Below are 18,714 nucleotides of genomic sequence, written 5' to 3' on the forward strand. Positions count from 1 at the left end.
ACCAGCTCATGTCGAGGAGGAGGACGGTCGAGGTGGTGGTGGTGTGCGCGGCGGCGTGCACCTCGAAGTCCTCGGGGCGGACGTCGAGCGGCGTGCCGGGGCGCCGGGCGAGCGCCTTCTTCAAGGTGCGCACCAGATCGAGCACCAGCGGGTCACCGTGCCGGTAGCGCTTGGTCTCCTCGGGGCGGAGGTCGATCGAGCCGCGATGGTCGGTCTGGTGGCCCCCGGCCCGGTCGCGGAGCAGCCCCTGGTAGATATCGCGCAGCGCGAGCTGGCCGATCTTGCGCACGCCCTTGGGCGAGAGGTGCGCACGTCCCTCGCGCTGGGTCACGTAGCCCGCGTCGTCGAGGAGGACCATGACCTCCTTCAGCAGCCGGAAGTTGCGCGCCGCCTCCGGCCCGAGGAGCGCACCCAGGTTCTCGAGATCGACCGAGTCGAAGTTCCCGGAGAGCAGCTCCTCCTCGAGGCGCTTGAGGCGCTCCATCTCCCGCATCAGCTCGACCGCCTCGCTGTAGGAGAGCGACCGCGGGCCCTGGAAGAGGTCGCCGTAGCGCCGCTGGAAGTCCTCGAGGTCGCGGATGTCGTCGAGTTCCTCGAGCAGGTCCTCGAGCATGCGGCGCGCGTCGTCGTCCGCGAAGGGGTGGTCGCGCAACTGCTCGAGCGCCTGCGAGAGGCGCGGCGAGAGGCGGTCGAGCACCTCCCGCCTGCGGGCGGCCGCCTCGGCGTCGCCGCGGCGGTCGAGCGTATCGCGCTCGAGGTCGAGCAGCTCCTCCAGCTTCTCGCGCAACTCGCGGAACGCCTCGCGCAGGTTCACCTCCCGGTAGCGGCTCCGCATCGCCTCGCGGAGCTGCTCCAGGAAGTCGTCCAGCCCCATGACGCGCACGCCGTCCTCCCACTCGAGCCCCTGGTGGAGGAGCCAGTCGAGCGCCTGCTGCACGTCGTCGGTGAAGGAGAGGTACTCGGCGAGCTTCTCGAGGACCCGGTCCGCCTCGAGGCGGATCTCCTGGGTGCCGTCCCAGGCGGTGTAGCGGACGCGGAGCATCGCCGGCGACCTTAGCGCAGCCCCGGCGCAAAGAGAACCGCGCCCGGGCGCAGCCAGGGCGACGGCGCGAGCACCCAGCGGCGCGCGCCCGTGGCGCTACGCGCGGTAGGTGTATCGGCCGCCGGCGCGGTCCTTGTTGAGCTTCTGGTGGAGATGGAGCCCCTCGAGCACGAACTCGATGGCCGCCGCCATGAGGCCCGGGCTCTCGAAGGGGCCGAGCTGCGCCACCGCGTCGCGCAGCCCGGGGATCTGGCGGATGCCCTCGAGGTACTCCTCGGCGCGCATGCGGTCGGAGACCTCCACGCCCCAGCCCGCCTCGAAGTGCTCGGTCACCTTCCTGAGCGCCTCGACCTTCAGGTACTGGTCCCACACCTTGAGCACGGCACGGTTGATGAGCCGGTCGATCAGGTCGTCCTCGCGCTTGTCCTCGCCCACGTACTCGAGCTCGATCTTGCCGGCGGTGGAGGCGAGGATCGAGTGCAGGTCGGTGAGCCGCGGGACGATCTCGTGCTCGCCCAGGCGCACGGCGCGCTTCTCGGCGTTGGAGAGGAGGCTCTCGTAGTTGTTGATGGTGACGCGCACGCTCACGCCCGAGGACTGGTTGATCTCGTTCGAGCCGCGCGCCTCGAAGGTGAGATGGGCGACGATCTCCTTCATGAAGTCGGGCACCCGCACCGCCGTCGCCTCGCGGTCGGAGACCGGCACCTCCTGCTCCATGATCGCGATCTCGTCCTCGAGCGAGCGCGGGTAGTGGGTGCGGATCTGGACGTCGAAGCGGTCCTTGAGCGGGGTGATGATCCGACCGCGGCTGGTGTAGTCCTCGGGGTTCGCGCTCGCCACGATGACGATGTCCAGGGGCAGGCGGATCTTGTAGCCCTTGATCTGGACGTCCTTCTCCTCCATCAGGTTGAAGAGGCCGACCTGGACCTTCTCGGTGAGATCCGGCAGCTCGTTGATGGCGAAGATGCCGCGGTTCGTGCGCGGGATGAGGCCGTAGTGGATGGTCTCCTCGTCGGCCAGGTAGCGACCCTCGGCCACCTTGATCGGGTCGATCTCGCCCACCAGATCGGCCATGGAGACGTCGGGCGTCGCGAGCTTCTCGGCGTAGCGCTCGTCGGGCCCGATCCAGGCGAGCGCGAGCGCATCGCCCTCGGCTGCCGCGCGCCGCCTGCACTCGCGGCAGATGGGCGCGATCGGGTCGTCGTTGATCGGGCAGCCGGCGATCACCGGCACGAGCGGATCGAGGAGCGAGGTCAGGCCCCGGATGACGCGGCTCTTCGCCTGCCCGCGCTCGCCCAGGAAGACCATGTGGTGCCCGGCGAGGATCGCGTTCTCGATCTCGGGGATGACGGTGTCATCGTAGCCGATGATGCCCGGGAGGATGCGCTCGCCCCGGCCGAGGCGGGCGAGGAGGTTCTTCCGCATCTCCTCGCGGACCGGGAGCACCCGGTCCCCCGCAGCCCTGAGCTCCCCCAGCGTTCGCGGCGATCCAACCTCCGGCACGAGCGCGTCCCCCGTTCGAGAGAAGTGCGCGGATTATACGCACCGCCGCACGCGCGGCACAATCCGCGACCTCACCCGAGCCAGGCGAAGGCGGGCTTGAGACGGTCGTAGGTCGCGAGCAGGTGCTCGGGCATGACGCGCACGTCGCCCACCACCGGCATGAAGTTCGTGTCGCCCGCCCAGCGCGGCACGATGTGCCAGTGGAGATGGTCGCGCACGCCGGCGCCGGCGCAGGCGCCGAGGTTCATGCCCAGGTTGAACCCCTCGGGGTGAAGGGCGCTCTCGAGCGACGCAAGCGCGCGGCGCAGGGTCTCGGCCAGGTCCGTGTGCTCGGCCGCGGGCAGCGTCGGCAAGTCGGCCGCGTGGCGGCGCGGTGCCAACATGAGATGCCCGTTCTGGTACGGGTAGCGGTTCAGCATCACGAGGCTGTGCGCGGTGGTGCCGAGCAGCAGGCGCTCGCGCGCCTCACCCGCCCGCGCGGCACAGAAGATGCATTCCCGCTCCTCCCGGGCGGCGCCGATGTAGGTCATCCGCCAGGGCGCCCACAGGACGTCCATGCGCTCCTCCCGTGCCGGTCAGGATAGCACGAAGAGCGTCTGGTGCCCGCCCTTGCCTTAGCTGCTGGCGCGGGCGACCGCGCTTACGGCTCGTCCGCGTCGGCCGCCGTCCACGGCTTGCCGTCGACGCGCAGGCGGAGCTCCTTCCCCACTTTGAAGAACGGGACGCGTTTGGCGTGCACGGCGACCAGCACGCCCGTCTTCGGGTTCCGCCCCTCGCGCGCCTGCCGGTGTTTCACGACGAAGCTGCCGAAGCCGCGGATCTCGATGCGCTCGCCGCGCGTGAGCGCCTGGGCCATGCTGTCGAAGACCGCGTTCACCATCACCTCGGCGTCGCGGCGCGAGAAGCGGGGGAAGAGATTCAGCACCTCGTCGATCAGGTCGCGCTTGGTCATGCTCGCGCTCATCGGGGGACGGGACCCCGGTAGAGGAAGAAGAGGCCGCCCGGCGTCTCGCGTGGCGCGGGCAGCAGCGTCTCGCCGAGGAGCTGGAGGAGCCACGGCAGCCGGCGGAACCGCACACGCCACACGCGCGGCTCGCCCGGCTGGTTCACCTCGCTCCACGCTTCCCGCGTCGCGGACTCGAGGCCGCCCAGCCGATCGACCAGGCCGGCGGCCAGCGCCTGGGTACCCGAGTAGATGCGCCCATCCGCCAGGGCGCGCACCTGCGCGGGCTTCATGTTGCGGCCGTGCGCCACCGCCTCGACGAACTGCCCGAGCACGTCGTCCACCATCCCCTGCAGGAGCGTGCGCTCGTCGGGGGTGAGCTTGCGGAGCGGGTGGCCGGTGTCCTTGTAGCGGCCGCTCTTCACCGTCTCTTCCGAGAAGCCGATCTTGTCCGCCAGCGGCGCGTAGTACGGCACGCTCATGATGACGCCGATCGAGCCGGTGATGGTCCCCGGGTCGGCGACGATCTTGTTCGCCGCCGAGGCGACGTAGTACCCGCCCGAGGCGGCGACGCTGCCGAGCGAGGCGATGACGGGCTTGCGCTCGCGCACGCGCCACACCTCGTCGTAGATCTCCTGCGAGGGCGCGACAGCGCCGCCGGGCGAGTCGATGCGGAGCACCACGGCAACGGTCTTGTCACTGGTGCGGAAGCGCTCGAGCGCCTCCACCAGATCGCTGGCGTCCTGGATCACCCCGCGCAGCTCGACCACGCCGACCACGTTGCCGTAGAGCGGGCGCTCGCCGAGGCCGCCGCCGAACAGCGCCAGCCCCGCCACCAGCGCGCCCGCCACCAGCGCACCGACGGCCAGGAGCGTGAACACGCGCAAGATGGGGTGTCGTCGCGCCATCGCCTCGGGCTCCGCCCCCGCGCCGCCGGCCACGCGCGGCTAGCCCTTCTGCTTGTCGGCCTCGGGCATCACGTCGGCGAGCGAGAACCGCCCGCTGTCACGCTCGCGCGCCAGATAGGCTTCCATGTCGGCGCGCTCCTCGGTCTTGCGGAGCACCTTGATGGAGAGCCCGATCCGTTTCTCCCGCGCGTCGACCGTGGTGACCTCCGCCTCGACCGGGTCGCCGGGCTTGAAGAGCGCGGACGGTTTGTCGACGCGCTCGGTCGAGAGCTGCGAGACGTGCACCAGCCCCTCGATCCCCTCCTCCAGCTCGACGAACACCCCGAAGTCGGTGACGCTCGTGACCGTGCCCCTGGCCCGCGTGCCCGGCGCGTAGCGCTTCGGCACCTGCAGCCACGGGTCCTCGGTGAGCTGCTTGATGCCGAGCGAGATGCGCTCGTTGTCCACGTCGATCCCGAGCACGACCGCCTCGACCTCGTCGCCCTTCCGGTAGAGCTCCGAGGGGTGCTTGACCTTCTTCGTCCAGTGGAGGTCGGAGACGTGCACCAAGCCGTCGATGCTCTCCTCCACCTCGACGAAGAGGCCGAAGTCGGTGATGCTCCTGATCTTGCCACGGATCTTCGAGCCCACCGGGTGATTGATGCGCACCAGCTCCCAGGGATTCGGCTCGGTCTGCTTGAGTCCGAGCGACACGCGGCGGTTGGTCGGGTCGATGTCGAGCACCTGGACCTCGACCTCCTGGCCCACCTCGAGCACCTTGGAGGGATGCGTCACCCGCTTGGTCCACGACATCTCGGAGACATGGATCAGGCCCTCGATACCCCTCTCGATCTCGACGAAGGCGCCGTAGTCGGTGAGGCTCACGACCTTGCCCCGGATACGCGCGTTGAGGGGCAGGCGCTCGGCGATGGTCGTCCACGGGTCGGGCATGATCTGCTTCATGCCGAGCGAGACGCGCTCGCGCTCCGGGTCGTACTTGAGGACGACCACCTTGACGCGGTCACCGCCGTTGATGACCTCGGAGGGATGCCCGACGCGGCCCCACGACATGTCGGTCACGTGGAGGAGCCCGTCGATGCCGCCGAGGTCGACGAAGGCGCCGTAGTCGGTGATGTTCTTCACCGTGCCCTCGAGGATGACGCCCTCCTCCAGCACCTTGAGGGTCTCGGACTTGAGCGCCGTGCGCTCGCGCTCGAGGACCGACCGGCGCGACACCACCACGTTCCCGCGCGAGCGGTTGAACTTGAGGATGGCGAAGCGACCGCGCTGGCCGATGTAGCGGTCGAGGTTGCGCGTCGGCCGGAGGTCGGCGTGCGAGCCGGGGAGAAACGCGGCCACGCCGATGTCCACCTTGAGCCCGCCCTTCACCTTGCCGACGATTGTCCCTTCGACCGCACCGTCGCGCTCGTAGGCCTTCTCGATCTCGCGCCAGACCTTGAACTGCTCGGCCTTGTGCCGCGAGAGGACGATGTCGCCCGACTCGGTGTCGCTCGCCTCGAAGTAGACGTCGACCTCGTCGCCCTCGTGCACGGTGAGCTCGCCGTCGCGCGTCATGAACTCGTGGATCGGGATGGTGCCCTCGGACTTGTAGCCGATGTCGATCGTGACGGCGTCGCGCCCGATCAAGACGACCCGGCCGGTGATCACCTCGCCCTGCTTCGGGCTCTTGAGACTCCGCTCGAAGAGGGCACCAAAGTCCTCTTCGGCGCCGATCTCGCGATCGGACGGCTTCGTCGTCTCGGGCATCAAAGCGGTACCCCCTGCGGGCGGGATTCTTGCGGAATGCGGATGAACCGTCCCCACATACTCCGCTCCCGCAGGGTATTCAAGCGTGAAATTAGGTGCCTGGATGATTCGAGCTCAGCCGGGCCAGCGCTCGCGCACGAGGCGCTCCATGCGCTCTACCACCTCCTCCAGGGTGAGCGCCGTGGTGTCGAGGACGACGGCATCGGCGGCCCGACGGAGCGGCGAGTGCGCACGCCCGGCGTCGCGGCGGTCGCGCCCCGCGAGCTCGCGGGCGAGCGCCGCCTCGTCGATCGTCGCGGCGCCGGCGCGCAGTTCCGCCGCCCGCCGCGCCGCTCGCACCGCCGGGTCGGCGGTCAGGTAGAGCTTCACCGGCGCGTCCGGGAACACGACCGTCCCGATGTCGCGGCCCTCCATCACGATGCCGCCCGCCGCGCCGAGCGCGCGCTGCAGGGCGACCAGGCGCTGGCGCACGACCGGCTGGGTCGACACCCGCGAGGCCAGCTCGCCCGCCTCGGGCCGGCGGATCGCCGCCGAGAGATTCCGCCCGCCGACGAGGAGCCGCTCGCCGTCGTCGGCGAGCTCGAAGTCGAGCGCGGCGACGAGCCGCCCGAGCGCCGCGGCATCGTCCGGGTCGATGCCCCGCTCGGCGGCGAGCACGCCGACGGCGCGGTACATCGCGCCCGTGTCGACGTAGCCGAAGCCCAGGCGGCGCGCGAGGGCGCGGCTGGCGCTCGACTTCCCCGCGCCGGCGGGTCCGTCGACCGCGACCAGCGGCCTCAGAGCCCCTCCACCGCCGCGCCCAGCTCGGCCAGGCGCCGGAAGAAGCCCGGGAACGAGACCTCGGCCGCGCCCGCGTCGGCGATCTCGACCCCGCCGTCGGCCGCGAGCCCGGCCACCCCGAACGCCATGGCGATGCGGTGGTCGCCGTGCGACTCGACGCGGCCGCCGCGCAGGCGCCGGCCGCCCGTGCCGCGGATGACGAGGCCGTCCGCGGTCGCGCCGACCGCGACGCCGAGGAGGCGGAGCTGCTCCAGCGCCGCGATGCGGTCGCTCTCCTTGAGGCGCAGCTCGCCCGCGCCCGTGATCGTCGTCTCGCCCTCGGCGAGCGCGGCCGCGACGCAGAGGATGGGCAGCTCGTCGATCGCGCCCGGCACCTCGGCCGGCGTGACCGTCGTGCCGCGGAGCCGCGCCGTGCGCACCCGCAGCTCGGCGCGCGGCTCGCCTGCCACGTCGTGCGTGTCCACCACCTCGATGGGCGCCCCCATGCGCCGGAGGATGGCGAGCGCGCCGGTGCGCGTCGGGTTCACGCCCACCCCCGGCAGGCGGAGCTCCGAGCCCGGCACGACGAGGGCCGCGACCACCAGGAACGCCGCCGACGACACGTCGCCGGGGAGCGGGACGGCCGCGCCGATCGGCCGCTGCCCCCCCCTCACCTCGATCGATCCGGCCGTGCGCCGCAGGCGCACGCCGAGATGCCCGAGGAGTCGCTCGGTGTGGTCGCGGCTCGCGAGCGGCTCGCAAACCCGCGTGGTGCCGCGCGCCGAGAGCCCGGCGAGCAGGAGCGCCGACTTCAACTGCGCGCTCGGCACCGGGAGCGTCCAGTCGATCGCCCGGAGCGCGGCGCCGCGGACGGTGACCGGCGCATGCCCGTCGGTCGTCTCGACCGCGGCCCCCATGGCGCGCAGCGGCGCCGCCACGCGCTCCATCGGGCGGCGGCGGAGCGACGCGTCGCCGTCGAGCACGACCGTGCCCGGCCCGGCGGCGACCAGGCCGGCGGTGAGCCGCATGGTGGTGCCCGAGTTGCCGCAGTCGATCGCGACCCGGCCGTCGCTCCCGAGGCGTGCGCCCGCACCCTCGATGCGGACGGCGTCCCCCGCCTGCTGGATGCACACGCCGAGGGCCCGCATGGCGCCGAGCGAGGAGAGGACGTCGCCGCCCCCCGGGAAGCCCGTGACGGTGGTCGCGCCCTCGGCGACCGCGCCGAGGAGGAGTGCCCGGTGCGCGATCGACTTGTCGCCGGGGACGCCGAGCGTCGCGGCGAGGCCGCCGGGCGGCGGCCCCACGCGCACCGTCGCCATCACTCCTCCCCGCCCAGGCGGCGGCGCAGGGCGCGCGCCCGGGCGAGCGCCGCCTCGAGGCCCGCGGCGTCGCGCGCGGCGAGCAGCCCCTCTAGCCGGGCGAGCGCCGCGCGGAACTCGCCCAGGGCCGCGGCGAGCGCGGGCGCGTTCGCGAGGGCGATGTCCCGCCACAGCTCGGCCGGGCTGGCGGCGATGCGCGTCGTGTCGCGGAAGCCGCCGCCGGCGTAGTCGAGCGCGCGCCGGCCGCCGATCGTCTGCTCGCCCACCGCCGTCGCGAGCGCATAGGCGAGGAGATGGGGCAGATGCGACACGCGCGCGAGGAGCTCGTCGTGCAGCGACGGCGGCATCTCCTCGACCCGGGCCCCCACCCCTTCCCAGAGCGCGCGCACGCGCCCGAGCGCGGCCCGATCGGTCACCGGCGTCGGGGTGAGGATGCAGCGCCGCCCGCGGAAGAGGTCGGCGCGCGCCGCGCCCGCGCCCGACGCCTCGCTGCCGGCGATGGGATGGGCGCCGACCACCGCTCCGATGCCGGCCCACCTGGCCTCGAGCGTGGCGACGACCTCCCCCTTCACGCTGCCCACGTCGGTGAGCAGCGTGCCCGTGTTCGCGTGCGGGCCGAGCGCCGCCGCGAGCGCCGCCGACGCGCCGACCGGCACCGCGAGCACGATCGCGTCGGCCCCGGCGGCCGCGGCCGCCGCGTCGCACGTCACGCGATCGACGAGGCCGCGCTCGCGCGCCCGACGGAGGTTCGCCTCCGTGCGCCCGAAGCCGACCACCTCGCCGGCCAGCCCGGCGGCGCGCACGGCCGCGCCGAGCGAGCCGCCCACCAGGCCGACCCCCGCGATCGTGAGCCGGGCGAAGAGCGGCGTCATGCGAGGACCGCGCGCAGCGCCGTCGAGAAGCGCGCGTTCTCCGCCTCGGTGCCGATCGTCACGCGCACGTGCTCGGGAAAGCCGTAGACGGCCATCGGCCGCACGATGACCCCGCGGCGGAGCAGCGCCTCGTAGACGCGCGCGCCGTCGCCCACCCGCACCAGCACGAAGTTCGCCGCGCTCGGCACGTGCGCGAGCCCGAGGGCACGGAACGCGTCGACCAGGAACACCATGCCGGCGCGGTTCGTGGCGAGCGTCCGGCGCACGTGCTCCTCGTCGTCGAGCGCGGCGAGCGCGCCCGCGAGCGCGAGTGCGTTCACGTTGAAGGGCTGGCGGATGCGCTCGAGCGCGTCGATCACCGGCGCGGGAGCGACCCCGTAGCCGATGCGGAGCCCGGCCAGGCCGTAGAGCTTGGAGAAGGTGCGGAGCGAGAGGACGGGCACGCGGCCGTCGCCGCGCTCGCGGATGGTGTCGGGGTACTCGGGGTCCTCCACGTATTCGGCGTAGGCGTCGTCGGCCACCACCAGCAGGTGGCGGGGCACGGCGCGCAGGAACGCCTCCCACGCCCGGCGGCGGAAGATCGTGCCAGTCGGGTTGTTCGGGTTGCCGAGGAAGACGAGCCGGGTGCGCGGCGTGACGGCGGCGGCCATCGCCTCCAGGTCGTGCGTGAAGTCGCGCAGCGGGACAACCCGGCTGGTACCTCCTGCGGCCTGCACGACCAGCCGGTAGATGACGAAGGCCTGGTCCGCCATCACCGCCTCGTCGCCGGGACGGAGGAAGGTGCGCACGGCGAACTCGATGATCTCGTTCGAGCCGTTGCCGACGACGAGCTCGTCCTCGGACACGCCGAGGCGCGCGACGAGCCGGCGCTTCAGATGGAAGGCCGAGCCGTCGGGGTAGCGGTGCAAGTTGCGGAGCGCGGCCGTGATCGCGGCGACGGCCTTCGGCGAGGGGCCGAGCGGGTTCTCGTTCGAGGCGAGCTTGATCGAGTCGCGGATGCCGAGCTCGCGCTCGAGCTCCTCGATCGGCTTGCCGGGCGGGTACGGGGTGAGCGTCCGGATCCACTCCGGCACGAGGGCGCGCACGTCCATCAGGCCTCGGGCGGCGCCGCGGGGTACGAGCCCAGGACCTTGAGCCGCGTCGCTCCGCGCTCGACCTCGGCGAGCGCCTGCTGCACCCGCCGCTCGCGCCGGTGCCCCTTCAGATCGAGATAGAACACGTACTCCCAGGGCCGCCCGCGCAGCGGCCGCGACTCGATCTTGATGAGGTCGATGCCGTGCGCCGCGAAGGGCTTCAGCATGCGCGCCAGGATGCCGACCTCGTCGCGCACGCTGAACAGGATCGAGGTCTTGTCGTCGCCGGTCGGCTGTCCGGTGTCGTGCGGCGCGAGCACCACGAAACGAGTCAGGTTACCGGGCTCGTCGTTGATCGCGGGGGAGAGGACGGCGAGACCGTAGGTCTCCGCCGCGGCCTCGGCGGCGATCGCGGCGGTCCCCTCCTCCGCGCGCGCCCGCTCGGCCGCGCGCGCGTTGCTCGCCTCGGCCTCGATCGGCATGCCGGACAGGTGCTCCCCGAGCCAGTGCCGGCACTGCGCCAGCGCCTGTGGATGCGCGGCGATTCGCCGGATGCCGCTCATGCCCGTGCCCGCCCGCGCCAGCAGGTTGTGCCGGACCGGCAGCGAGATCTCGGCGCAGATCTGCAGCGGCGAGGCGGCGAGGAGGTCGAGCGTGTGCGCGACCATGCCCTCGGTCGAGTTCTCGACCGGCGCCACACCCACGTCCGCACGGCCGCTCTCCACCTCGTGGAACACGTCGGCGATCGAGGGGGCGCCGAGGTAGTCGGCCGCCGCACCGAACTGTTGGCGCGCCGCGAGGTGCGCGAAGGTCGCCTCGGGCCCCAGGTACGCGATGCGGAGCCGCTGCTCGAGGCTGCGCGAGGCCGAGATGATCTCGCGGAAGATCGCCCGCACGAGGTGGACGGGCAGCGGACCCCGGTTCGCGCGCACCAGGCGTTCGAGCACGCCTTTCTCGCGCGCCGGCGCATACACCCCGGAGTTGCTGCGCGCTTTCTGCTCGGCGACCGCGAGCGCGAGCGCGGCGCGTCGGTTGAGAAGGCGCAGCAGCTGGTCGTCGATCCGGTCGATCTGCTGCCGGAGCGCGGGAATCGAGGCCTTGCGCAGCATGCGGCGCTCGGCGCGTGGTCTAGCCCGCGACCTGGTGTTTTGCAAACTTGCAACGGCCGCGGTGCGATTTGGCGACACGGCGAACGGGCAAAACGACGCAGGCTCGAGCCTGCACGCCCGGGCGCCGCGGCCTTTCGCGCGCGCCCCCGGTGGCATCGCCGTTGCATTGTGCCAGGCAGTGGAAAGGAGGGCGATACCATGAGCGTGGAGCTGGCATCGCTAGCGCCGCTCCTCTGGGGTCTCGGCGGACTCGTCGCCGCATACGTCCTCACCCGCGACCGGCACGCGTCGTCGGAGGGGCCGATCCGGATCGAGACCACCGGCCCGAGGCCGCTGCGGCCGGCGGCCTAGAGTGCTGCGAGCGCTCACACCGCGGGCAGATCGCGGCCGATGCGCCGGTAGCGGGCGTAGCGGCGCGCGACCAGCGCCCCCGGCGGCATCCCGCGGAGCGCCGTCAGGTGGCGCTCGAGCGCGCGGCCCAGGAGCACGGCCGCGCGCGCCGGCTGGCGGTGCGCGCCACCGCCCGGCTCGGGCACGATCGCGTCCACCACACCGAACGAGGCCAGCTCGGCCGCCGTCAGGCGCAGGAGCGCCGCACTCCGCGCGACGGTCTCGGGCGTGCGCTCGCGGAAGAGGATCGAGGCGCAGCCCTCGGGCGAGATGACCGAGTACCAGGCGTGCTCCTGCATCAGCACGCGGTCGGCGAGGGCGAGGGCGAGCGCCCCGCCGCTCCCGCCCTCGCCGATCACGGCGCTCACCACCGGCGCGCGGAGCGCTGCCAGCGTGCGCAGGCTCGCCGCGATCGCCTCCGCCTGCCCGCGCTCCTCGGCCCCGATGCCGGGGTCCGCACCCTGCGTGTCGACGAAGGTGATGACCGGGCGCCGGAAGCGCTCCGCCAGCTCGAAGAGGCGGATCGCCTTGCGGTAGCCCTCGGGGCGCGGCATGCCGAAGTTACGCGCGAGGCGCTCGGCGGCGGAGCGGCCGCGCTGCTGCGCGACTACCACGACGGCGTGGCCGCGAAAGCGCGCGAGCCCGCCGACGATCGCCCCGTCCTCGCCGAAGCGGCGGTCGCCGTGCAGCTCGACCAGGTCCCGGCAGAGGACGCCCAGGTAGTCGAGGGCCGAGGGGCGGTCGGGGTGACGCGAGAGCTGCACGCGCTCCCACGGCGTCAGGCGCACGAGGAGCTCCTGCTGCACGCGCCCGCGCTCGGCGCGCAGGCGGCGGAGGCACTCGCCCTCGGCCGTGCTCGGGCTCGCGCCGGCCAGGCGGGCGATCTCGGCATCGAGCCGCTCGAGCGGCCGCTCGAAGTCGAGATAGGTCGGCGTGGCCGCCGCCCGCCCGCCCATCACGCCGGCCGCGCCGCCGGCGCCGCGCCCGCCAGGAATCCCTCGGCCGCGGCCGCGATCGCTCCCGCCTCGCGCTCCGGGTGGCACCACACGATCCCAGGCTCGCGCCGGAACCAGGTGCGCTGGCGCTTCGCGAACCGGCGCGTCGCACGCACGGTCGCCGCGAGCGCAGTCGCCAGGTCCGTCCGCCCCTCCACGCAGGCGAGCAGCTCGCGGTAGCCGACCGCCGAGAGGCCGGGCGCCCCGGCGCCGAGCCCGCGCCGGCGAAGCGCACGCACCTCGTCCAGGAAGCCCGCCTCCGCCATCGCGCGCGCGCGCGCCGCGATGCGCGCGTTCAGCTCGGGCGTGGGGCGGGCGAGGCCGATCACCAGCGCGTCGTATGCCGGCTCGGCGAAGCCGTGCTCGGCCTGCCAGCGCGAGAGCGGCACGCCGGTCGTGAGCGCCACCTCGAGCGCGCGCACGATGCGCACCCGGTCGCGGGGCGCGATGCGCGCCGCGGCTGCGGGGTCGAGGACTCGGAGCCGGCGATGCAGCGCCGCCGCCTCCTCCGGCGCGAGCGCCCTGCGCAGCGCCGGCACCCGCGGCGGCGCCGGGCAGAGGCCGCCCAGGAGCACACGCACGTAGAGGCCCGTGCCGCCCACCACGAGCGCCACGCGGCCGCGGCGGACGATGTCTGCGATCGCCGCGCGCGCGGCGTCCCGGAAGCGCGCCGCATCGAAAGCCTCGCTCGGCGCGACCAGGTCCAGGCAGTGGTGCGGGACGCGGGCGCGCTCGGCCGCGGTCGGCTTGGCCGTACCGATGTCGAGGTCGCGATAGACCTGCCGCGAGTCGGCGGACACGATCTCGCCGCCCACCCGCTCGGCGAGGTCGAGCGCGAGCGCGCTCTTCCCGCTCGCCGTCGGGCCGACGATGCAGAGGACGCGCATGATTCAACTCATCTGGGGGCCACCGGCCTCATCTCCGAAACAGCGCTTCCAGCTGGCCGCGGGGTAGCTCGGCGGCGACGGGGCGGCCGTGCGGGCAGTGGGCCGAGACCTCGACGCCGTCCATCGACGCGAGGAGCGCCTGCGCCTCGGCCGCGCCGAGCCGCTGCCCGACGCGCACCACGCCGTGGCAGGCGATGGTGGCGAGCGCCGCGTCGGTGGCGCGCTCGGCCGCCGCGCTGGCCCCTTCCTCGACCAGCTCGCCGGCGACGGCCCGCACCAGGGCGCCCACGTCGCGTCCGGCGAGCAGCCGTGGCACGGTGCGCAGGAGGAAGGTGCCCTCGCCGAAGGGCTCGCCCTCGAGGCCCGCGGCCGCGAGCGCCGCGGCGTGCTCGGCGAGCGCGGCCGACTCGGCCGCCGCGAGCGCGATCGTCTCCGGCACGAGCAGGCGGTCGCGCGCGACGCCGCCCGCGCGGCATTCGGTGCGCAGGCGCTCGAACGCGACCCGCTCGTGGGCCGCATGCTGGTCGATCAGCACGACGCGTCCCTCGCCCTCGCAGAGGAGGTAGCCCTCGAAGATCTGGCCGATGAAGCGCAGCGCCGCAAACCCGCGCGGCGCGGGCGTCCAGAGTGGGGCCTGTGCCGCGGGCCCGGCGTGCGGGTCGCCCTCCCCGCGCGGCGCCCCGTAGGGGAGCGCGGCCTCGCGCGCGAGCGCCGCCGGCGGCGGGGCGAGCGCCGCTGCCAGGCGGGCGCGCAGCACGGGCACGACCAGCTGGTGCACCGCCGCCGGGGTCCTGAGGCGCACCTCGAGCTTCGCGGGATGCACGTTCACGTCGACCTCGCCGGGCGGGATGGTGAGGAAGAGGACCGCGATCGGGTAGCGGCCCCGCATCACGAGCGCGGCATAGCCATCGAGCACGGCGCGCAGGAGGAGCCGATCGCGCACCCAGCGCGCGCTGCCCGCGCCGCCGACGGCCACGTAGGTCCACACCAGGCGCGCAGTCGCCAGCGTCTCGCGCGGCGGGGCGAGGAAGCCGGTGAGCGCGTAGCCGCCCGCGGCGGCCTCGACCGGCACGAGGCCCTCGGCGCGCTCGCGCCCGAGCACCTGCACGAGGCGCTGGCGCGCCCCGGCGACCGGCGGGAAGGCGAGCACCTCGCGCCCGTCGTGCTCGAGGCGGAAACCGGCGGTCGGGCTCGCGACCGCCAGCCGCGTGAGCACGTCCACGGCGTGTCCCACCTCGGTCGCCGGGCTGCGCAGGAACTTCCGCCGCGCCGGGGTCGCGGCGAACAGCCCGCGCACCTCCACGCTCGTGCCCGGCGGCGCGCCCGCCGCGCCCGCCGACCGCGCGCCTCCCGCATCCGCCTCGACCGCGACGCCGCCCGCCTCGGTGGCCCGGCGGGTGACCACGCGGACCCGCGCCACCGCGGCGATGCTGGGCAGCGCCTCGCCGCGGAAGCCGAGCGTCGCGACCGTCGGCAGGTCCTCCGCGCGCGCGAGCTTGCTGGTCGCGTGGCGCGCGAAGGCGACCAGCGCGTCCTCCGCCGCCATGCCCTCGCCATCGTCGCGCACGGCGATCAGCTCGAGCCCGCCCGCGGCGAGCCGCACGTCCACGTGGTGGGCGCCGGCGTCGAGCGCGTTCTCGACCAGCTCCTTCACCACCGAGGCCGGGCGGTCGATCACCTCGCCGGCCGCGATCTGCCCCTGCACGGCGGGCGGCAGCACGGCGATCTTGCCCATGACGCGACCTACAGGATGAAGCGCGCGTCCTTGCGCGCCAGCCAGGCCTCCACCTCGACGCGGCTCGCCTCGAAACCGGGGCGTCCCATGAGCCCGTAGGCGAGCCGCTTCCCCTCCTCGACACCGGGCTGCCCGAACGGGTCGATACCCGCCAGCGCGCCCACGGCGACGGTCGCCGTCTCGAGGAGGTAGAGGAGCTGCCCCAGCGTGAAGGCGTTCACCGCCGGCAGGACGAAGGTCGCGCTCGGCCGGCCGCACTTGGCGAGCGCCAGCTCGGTCGCCTGGTGCTCGGCGTTGAGCAGCTCGCCGAGCGAGTGGCCGCCGAGATAGCCGACCCCTTCCAGGTCCTGGTAGGTCGTCGGCAGGTCGACCACCACGCCGTGGTCCTCGACGCGCGCGAAGAGGACCACCTTGTCGCGCGGGCCCGCCACGTAGAGCTGGAGCTGCGAGTGCTGGTCGGCGGCGCCGAGCGCGCGCACGGGCGTCTGGCCCCACTCGACGGTGCGGCCGGCGAGGTCCTGCGCCTTGCCGAGGCTCTCCGCCCAGAGCTGGCAGAACCAGTCGGCGGTCGCCGCCAGGCGCTCGCAGTACGCCATGAAGACGACGATCGGCTTCGCGTGCGCGCTGGCCAGGAGGAAGAGCATCCCCGCCAGTGCCAGCGCCGGGTCGGCGAGCGGCGCGGCCGCGCGCGCACGCTCGTCCATGTGCGCCGCACCGGCGAGCAGCTCCTCGACGTCGATGCCGGCGATCGCGGCGGGAAAGAGCCCCACGGCGGTGAGCGCCGAGAAGCGCCCGCCCACGCCGCTCGGCACGACCAGGTCGCGGAAGCCCTCGTCGTTGACGATCTGGCGCAGCACGCCCTTCTCCGCGTCGGTGGTGACGACCAGGTGCTGCTTGTAGTCGACCGCGCCCAGCTCGCGCAGCAGGCGGTCGCGCACGACCAGGAACTGGGCCATGGTCTCGGCGGTCTCGCCCGACTTGCTGATCACGTTGAAGAGCGTCCGCTGCGGGTCGATCCGTGCGAGCAGCGCGCCGAAGGCGTCGGGGTCGATCGAGTCGGCGACGATCACCCGCCGCCCGCCGGCCGCGTCGCCGAGCGCGCCGAGCAGCGCGCGTGTGCCGAGCGCGGAGCCGCCGATGCCGAGCACGACCAGCGTGTCGACGTCGGCCCCGACGCCGGCCGCCACGTCGAGGACGCGGCGGACGTCGTCGTGCCGGTGCGGCAGCTCGGCGAAGGCGAGCGCGCCCGCGGCCCGGCGCCCCGCGAGCTCGTCGCGCACGCGGGCGAGCTCCGGCTCGAGCCCCGTGACCTCCTCGGCGGCGAGTCCGCCCGCCCCCACCGCCGCGGCGAGGAGCCCGTTCAGGTCGACGCGGACCGTCATGGTCTCCCGCCAGCGACGGCGTCGGTAGTTCGCCATCGTGCGGCCGGGTGTAGCTGCTGCCGCCCCGGGGGGTCAAGCTGCGGGTTTCCGCCGCGGGTTTCCGCGCGCTGAAGGCGTGCGCTATGCTCGCCCGCCGTGCCGGTACCGAAGCTCGCGCCCGACCTGGCCGCGCTCGCGGCCGCGCTCGCGCCGCGTCGCGCGGCGGGCGCGCGCGTGGTGTTCACGAACGGCTGCTTCGATCTCCTCCATCCCGGCCACGTGCGCTACCTCGACGCCGCCCGCGCGCTGGGCGACGTGCTGGTCGTCGGGCTGAACGGCGACGCCTCGGTCCGCCGCCTGAAAGGCCCCGGCCGGCCGATCCTCCGCGCCGAGGAACGCGCCGAGGTGCTCGCGGGCCTCGCCGCCGTCGATCACGTGATCGTGTTCGACGAGGACACGCCGCGCGCGCTCGTCGCCGCGCTCGGCCCGGACGTGCTGGTCAAGGGCGCCGACTGGCCCGAGGACGAGATCGCCGGCCGCCACGAGACCCTCGCCCGCGGCGGAGTGGTCGAGCGCATCCCTCTCGTCCCCGGCATCTCCACGAGCGAGCTGATCCGCCGCATCCGGGAGCGCTAACGGCGCGCACCGGCGGCGGGAGGGGCGCGCCGCGACCTTCGAGCGCGCCGCGCGCGGCGCGTCGGTGGAGAAGGCGGCGGGCGGCGGCGCGCGAGCGGGAGCGCCGACGCCCCTCCCGCCGCCGTCCCGCCCGCCCGCACGTTGCACCGCCCCCGGCCGCGTGCTACGCAACCGGCCCCATGGCGCGCGCGTGCGACATCTGCGGCAAGCAGCGTTCCGTCGGCCACAACGTGAGCCACGCCAACAACAAGACGAAGCGGCTCTGGCGGCCGAACCTCCAGCGGGTGCACGCCAGCGTGGCCGGCGGCGGGCGGCGGCTCCTCGTCTGCACCCGCTGCCTGCGCTCGGGGCGGGTGCTGAAAGCCGCACCGCAGCGGCGCGGCGCGACCGCCTAGCCGGCGGTCTCCCGGGTCACTCGCCCCGCACCGTGGTGGTCACGACGCCGTCCTTCTGGACGCAGGTCGTGAACTCGTCGGGCGTGGCGGTCGGGTAGTAGAACGCGAACAGGTTGCAGTGCTCGTTCTCTTCCGTGAAGGGGCCGAACGTGAACGTCTGATCGGTCGGGTTGTCGTACGTGCACTGCCACTGGAGACCGCTCACCGTGGGCGCGTCGAGCGCCGAGTAGCGGAGAAAGGGCGGATCGAGGTAGCCGTGCTGGTCGTAGAGCTGCACGCCGCTCGTGCCGTCCCACGTGCCCGCGGTGAACTCGACGCCGCGGTAATGGTAGTGGCCGGTCAGCGCGAGGAGCCTGACCGGCTTCGGGAAGACGCAGCGCGTGGTGGCGGTCGAGGTTGCGTGCGGCGGCACGACCACGTCGCGGTCCTGGCCGAAGAACGCGCCGGCGTAGGAGGTGAGCTTCCTCCGCGGCATCGAGTAGAGGTTGAAGAGCGCCCAGCCCCTTCCGCTCGGCGTCCGCAGGAGGCCGTTGTCGACGAAGTGGGTCTGCGCGGCGAGTTGTTCGCCGGCGCGGAAGTGGAAGGCGACCCCCGGCGGCAGCTTCCAGTCGAGGTTGAGCTCCTGCGTCGCCAGGATCAGCTGCCAGACGCTGAAGTCGAGGGCGAAGTTGCAGAGTTCCGCGCCGTCGGGCTTGTCCAGGGTGGGATCGGCCGGGCGGTAGAGGTGGACGTGGTGGCTCCCGCCGCTCACCTTGATCCTCACCCGGTTGACGGCCATGTCCCGCTTGCCCGGGAACTTCACGTACGTGCACTCGGTGAGCTCCGTGCCGCGCGGCACGGTGACCGGGCCCACGGCGATCTGGCATCCGTGCCCGGGCCGGTGCATGTGCGGGCGCCTGAAGGGCGCCTCGGCGCCGACGGGGCGCGCGGCGAGCACCTGGGCGAAGGTGATTACGGCGAGCAGGGCGAGGCCCCGAGGGTGGCGCATTGGGCTGGCAATCTACCCAATAACCGTGCCGTTGGGAAGCCTAAATTGCGAAG

18 protein-coding genes are annotated in these 18,714 nt (G+C 73.7%); 2 read left to right on the plus strand and 16 right to left on the minus strand.

The features are described from left to right. From E6J59_08320 to E6J59_08390, 15 genes are all read right to left on the minus strand, one after another. Nucleotides 1–1,042, minus strand: a 1,042-nt coding sequence (locus E6J59_08320) for a hypothetical protein (GenBank protein ID TMB20425.1), incomplete at its 3' end; no start/stop codon positions are given. Nucleotides 1,043–1,138: 96 nt separating this feature from the next. Next, nucleotides 1,139–2,545, minus strand: coding sequence for a magnesium chelatase (locus tag E6J59_08325; GenBank protein ID TMB20426.1), 1,407 nt, complete (start codon nucleotides 2,543–2,545; stop codon nucleotides 1,139–1,141). Between the two features lie 71 nt (nucleotides 2,546–2,616). Next, a complete protein-coding gene (locus tag E6J59_08330) occupies nucleotides 2,617–3,102 on the minus strand; it encodes an HIT domain-containing protein (GenBank protein TMB20427.1) in 486 nt (161 codons plus the stop codon). A gap of 83 nt (nucleotides 3,103–3,185) precedes the next feature. Continuing rightward, nucleotides 3,186–3,497: an integration host factor subunit beta gene (locus E6J59_08335; GenBank protein ID TMB20428.1), complete on the minus strand. Its 312-nt coding sequence runs from the start codon at nucleotides 3,495–3,497 to the stop codon at nucleotides 3,186–3,188. An 8-nt stretch (nucleotides 3,498–3,505) separates the two neighbouring features. Further along, a complete protein-coding gene (gene sppA / locus E6J59_08340; GenBank protein TMB20429.1) occupies nucleotides 3,506–4,429 on the minus strand; it encodes a signal peptide peptidase SppA in 924 nt (307 codons plus the stop codon). A 6-nt stretch (nucleotides 4,430–4,435) separates the two neighbouring features. After that, on the minus strand, nucleotides 4,436–6,142 hold the full coding sequence (locus E6J59_08345) for a 30S ribosomal protein S1 (protein ID TMB20430.1): 1,707 nt from the start codon (nucleotides 6,140–6,142) through the stop codon (nucleotides 4,436–4,438). Nucleotides 6,143–6,256: 114 nt separating this feature from the next. Beyond that, on the minus strand, nucleotides 6,257–6,922 hold the full coding sequence (locus tag E6J59_08350; protein ID TMB20512.1) for a (d)CMP kinase: 666 nt from the start codon (nucleotides 6,920–6,922) through the stop codon (nucleotides 6,257–6,259). Next, a complete protein-coding gene (gene aroA / locus E6J59_08355; GenBank protein TMB20431.1) occupies nucleotides 6,919–8,220 on the minus strand; it encodes a 3-phosphoshikimate 1-carboxyvinyltransferase in 1,302 nt (433 codons plus the stop codon). The genes E6J59_08350 and aroA overlap by 4 nt, the downstream gene beginning before the upstream one ends. Further along, nucleotides 8,220–9,092 (minus strand): prephenate dehydrogenase/arogenate dehydrogenase family protein, encoded by an 873-nt coding sequence (locus tag E6J59_08360; protein TMB20432.1) that lies wholly within the window; start codon nucleotides 9,090–9,092, stop codon nucleotides 8,220–8,222. Before E6J59_08360 ends, aroA begins: the two co-directional genes overlap by 1 nt. Then, nucleotides 9,089–10,183, minus strand: a complete 1,095-nt coding sequence (locus E6J59_08365; protein ID TMB20433.1) for a histidinol-phosphate transaminase — start codon at nucleotides 10,181–10,183, stop codon at nucleotides 9,089–9,091. The genes E6J59_08360 and E6J59_08365 overlap by 4 nt, the downstream gene beginning before the upstream one ends. Then, complete coding sequence (pheA, locus tag E6J59_08370; protein ID TMB20434.1) at nucleotides 10,183–11,274, minus strand: prephenate dehydratase; 1,092 nt, start codon at nucleotides 11,272–11,274, stop codon at nucleotides 10,183–10,185. Before pheA ends, E6J59_08365 begins: the two co-directional genes overlap by 1 nt. Before the next feature lie 365 nt (nucleotides 11,275–11,639). Continuing rightward, the gene (locus tag E6J59_08375) at nucleotides 11,640–12,620 is read right to left on the minus strand and encodes an acetyl-CoA carboxylase carboxyltransferase subunit alpha (protein TMB20435.1); all 981 of its coding nucleotides are present in this window, start codon (nucleotides 12,618–12,620) and stop codon (nucleotides 11,640–11,642) included. Continuing rightward, nucleotides 12,620–13,546 (minus strand): tRNA (adenosine(37)-N6)-dimethylallyltransferase MiaA, encoded by a 927-nt coding sequence (gene miaA / locus E6J59_08380; GenBank protein ID TMB20436.1) that lies wholly within the window; start codon nucleotides 13,544–13,546, stop codon nucleotides 12,620–12,622. Before miaA ends, E6J59_08375 begins: the two co-directional genes overlap by 1 nt. Nucleotides 13,547–13,574: 28 nt before the next feature. Further along, nucleotides 13,575–15,281, minus strand: a complete 1,707-nt coding sequence (gene mutL / locus E6J59_08385) for a DNA mismatch repair endonuclease MutL (protein ID TMB20437.1) — start codon at nucleotides 15,279–15,281, stop codon at nucleotides 13,575–13,577. 8 nt (nucleotides 15,282–15,289) lie between these two features. Next, nucleotides 15,290–16,699, minus strand: coding sequence for a glucose-6-phosphate isomerase (locus E6J59_08390; protein ID TMB20438.1), 1,410 nt, complete (start codon nucleotides 16,697–16,699; stop codon nucleotides 15,290–15,292). A gap of 99 nt (nucleotides 16,700–16,798) precedes the next feature. Here E6J59_08390 and rfaE2 point away from each other — a divergent pair, with 99 nt between their 5' ends. Further along, on the plus strand, nucleotides 16,799–17,278 hold the full coding sequence (gene rfaE2 / locus E6J59_08395) for a D-glycero-beta-D-manno-heptose 1-phosphate adenylyltransferase (protein ID TMB20439.1): 480 nt from the start codon (nucleotides 16,799–16,801) through the stop codon (nucleotides 17,276–17,278). A gap of 179 nt (nucleotides 17,279–17,457) precedes the next feature. Further along, nucleotides 17,458–17,673, plus strand: coding sequence for a 50S ribosomal protein L28 (gene rpmB, locus E6J59_08400; GenBank protein ID TMB20440.1), 216 nt, complete (start codon nucleotides 17,458–17,460; stop codon nucleotides 17,671–17,673). A 16-nt stretch (nucleotides 17,674–17,689) separates the two neighbouring features. Here the strand turns inward: rpmB and E6J59_08405 are convergent, their stop codons facing one another. Continuing rightward, on the minus strand, nucleotides 17,690–18,661 hold the full coding sequence (locus E6J59_08405) for a hypothetical protein (protein ID TMB20441.1): 972 nt from the start codon (nucleotides 18,659–18,661) through the stop codon (nucleotides 17,690–17,692). Nucleotides 18,662–18,714: the final 53 nt, after the last annotated feature.

The organism is Deltaproteobacteria bacterium (assembly GCA_005879795.1).
Classification (GTDB): domain Bacteria; phylum Desulfobacterota; class Binatia; order DP-6; family DP-6; genus DP-6.